A 2,578-nucleotide genomic window follows, 5' to 3' on the forward strand; every position below is an offset into this window, starting at 1 on the left:
TGCGTATTTCGGTGAATCCGATCGGTCGTTTCGGTTTTATCCGATCACTTTTTCTTCTTCTTTTTCGTCATTGCCAGTTTTACCTTAAGTGATCGGATTGGTCTAGTTTTCTCATCGATTCGCCAGCCAGTTCAATTCGATGACTGTTGTGCAGTAAACGGTCGAGTAATGCATCTGCTACAGTGGGATTGCTGATGAGTTTGTACCACTCGGTAACAGGTAGTTGGCTCGCTATGATAGTGCTGGTGTTTTGATAGCGCTCTTCCATTACATCGAGTAAGTCATTGGCCTGTCGTGCATTTAGTTTTTCCATTCCCCAGTCATCCAGGATGAGCAGTTTTTTCTTAGCGAGTTGGGCAAGCTGTTGTCGATAACTGCCATCGGCGTGACCGATATTCAGCTCATCAAGAAGTTGCCCAAGTCGGTAATATCGCACTGTATGATGCTGCTCACAGGCTTGCCTGGCTAATGCGCAAGCAAAGTACGTTTTACCGCACCCTGTTGCACCAGTAACGATAATGTTATGGGCGTGATGTAAGTATTGGCCGCTCAACAGTGTGGCGACTTTATCTTTGCGTAGACCGCGCTCTGCGCGGTATTCCAATCGGCTGGCGTGAGCCTCTAAGCGCAAGGTTGCTTGGCGCAGTAACCGCTTCACTTTGCTGTCTTGGCGACAGTGAATTTCGTGTTGTGCCAGTAATCCTAAGCGTTCTTCGAAGCTCATCTCATCAAAGGTTGTCGCTTGGCTTTGTTGTTGCAGTAACGCTTGAGCGAAGTGCCCAAGCCGTAAGCTACGCAGCTGTTCTTGTAGTTGAGATTGTGTCATGAGTTGTCCTATTGATAGTAATGTTGGCCGCGGATATTGTGATGGGTGACAGGCTGTTCATCCTGCTCGACAGCGGTGCTCGGTACGCTTTCTTGATGATGTTTGAGTAAGTTCATTACAACGCTTCTATGAGGGCGTTCTAGCAGTAACGCCTTTTGGCAAGCGGCTTCAAGCCGCGCGGCACCATGCTGTTTAGTGAGGTTTAAAATGGCAAGGCAGCTTTTAATCGCTTGCTCAGGATGTTTACGGCTATGGATGTGCCACTGCACGACACCGCGTGTACCCACACCGATATTCTCCGCCCAGTGCAATAAGCGTTCAGCACTGAAGCGTTGTTTAACATGGCTGTCCGGCATGTGTTCTTTTTGGGTTGAGAAGCCACCGTCTTTTGCTGATTTAGCGTGCTGTGTCACCAGTTGGTTGTGATGATAGATGCTTACCACGCTGCCACTTGCCTCAATGGTCACCGTGTTGCCTACTAAGGTGTGCGGTACAGAGTAAGCATGCTTTTGGTACAACACATGGTAATCCGGACCCACCTTGGCTCGTTTACTGTCGATGTACTCATACGTGGTGCCAGGCAATGGCATTAGCGCGGGTTTATCGAGCAGTTCAAACTGCTCTCGGCGAGAGCCTGGATGTAAGCGCTGCGGCCGATTATTTAACTCTTCCATTAATACTTTGATACGTGCGTTAAGGCCCGCTAAGGTGTAAAAGCACTCCCGTCGCAATCGCATTAGTATCCAGCGTTCAACAATCAATACCGCATTTTCTGCTTTGGCTTTATCCTTCGGTTTGTAAGGTCGTGCAGGCACAATGGCGCAGCCGTAATGCCGCGCCATTTTGGCGTAGTTTTCATTTAGTGTGGGGGCGTAGCGGTGGGCTTTGGTGACTGCTGATTTCAGGTTATCCGGCACAAGTAAACGAGGTACACCGCCAAGGTAGCGGAACGTTCTCACATGCGCCATTATCCAATCTTCTTCACGCTGAGAACGGCCCGCTTCAACATACGTGTAGTTCGTTGCGCCTAAGGTCGCCACGAAGATTTGTGCATGATAACGCACTTCGCCTGTATCAGGATTAACGATAGGTACTGTCGGCCCGCAGTAGTCAATAAACAACTTGTCGCCCGCGATGTGATGCTGACGCATACTGCGCTTCTGCTTTTTAAGCCACCGCTGATAATGCTCGCAGAACTGCGTGTACCCATAAGCTGATGCACTATCTTCGCCGCAATATTCTTCCCACAGTAACAGCTTCGTCATGCCTTTGCGCTTCAACTCTTGCTGCATAAGCATAAAATCAGGCAGCCGTTTTTGGCGCTGAACGGGACCAGTGTTATACAACTGCGCTTCGAGCGTTTTATCGTTTACCGCTTCCGGCAACGGCCACGATAGCTCACTGGATTTAAAGCGTGAGAGAATTTCACTCACGGTTGAAGGGCCTAGACTCAAGCATTGGCCGATGTCTCGATGGCTTAATCCTACTTCGAATTTGAGACGCAGGACGTCTTTAATTTTTCTCATATCGGTTCTCTTTCTCGCCATGGCTGCTCGTTCCTTCAATAAAGTGATGAAGTTGAGCTTACCAATTGATTTAGTGAGAAAAAGAAGAAGATTTCGGTATTCCGATCAGTGATTTCGGAAAAACGTCATTTTTGTTCGGATAACGCCGAAATAGGCGATCGGATTAGACCGAAATCAGTGATCGGATTGAACCGAAATGGGTGATCGGAATGGGCCGGTACATGCA

The 2,578-nt window shown here is 48.6% G+C and carries 2 protein-coding genes; both read right to left on the reverse strand.

The features are described 5' to 3' along the window. Nucleotides 1-79 precede the first annotated feature (79 nt). On the reverse strand, nt 80-826 hold the full coding sequence (gene istB / locus V7R55_RS19395; protein ID WP_187448069.1) for an IS21-like element helper ATPase IstB: 747 nt from the start codon (nt 824-826) through the stop codon (nt 80-82). 8 nt (nt 827-834) lie between these two features. Continuing rightward, nucleotides 835-2,373, reverse strand: a complete 1,539-nt coding sequence (istA, locus tag V7R55_RS19400) for an IS21 family transposase (RefSeq protein WP_438823610.1) — start codon at nt 2,371-2,373, stop codon at nt 835-837. Nucleotides 2,374-2,578: the final 205 nt, after the last annotated feature.

Origin of the sequence: Alteromonas sp. S005, from assembly GCF_036864475.1 — a bacterium.
Lineage (GTDB): Bacteria > Pseudomonadota > Gammaproteobacteria > Enterobacterales > Alteromonadaceae > Alteromonas.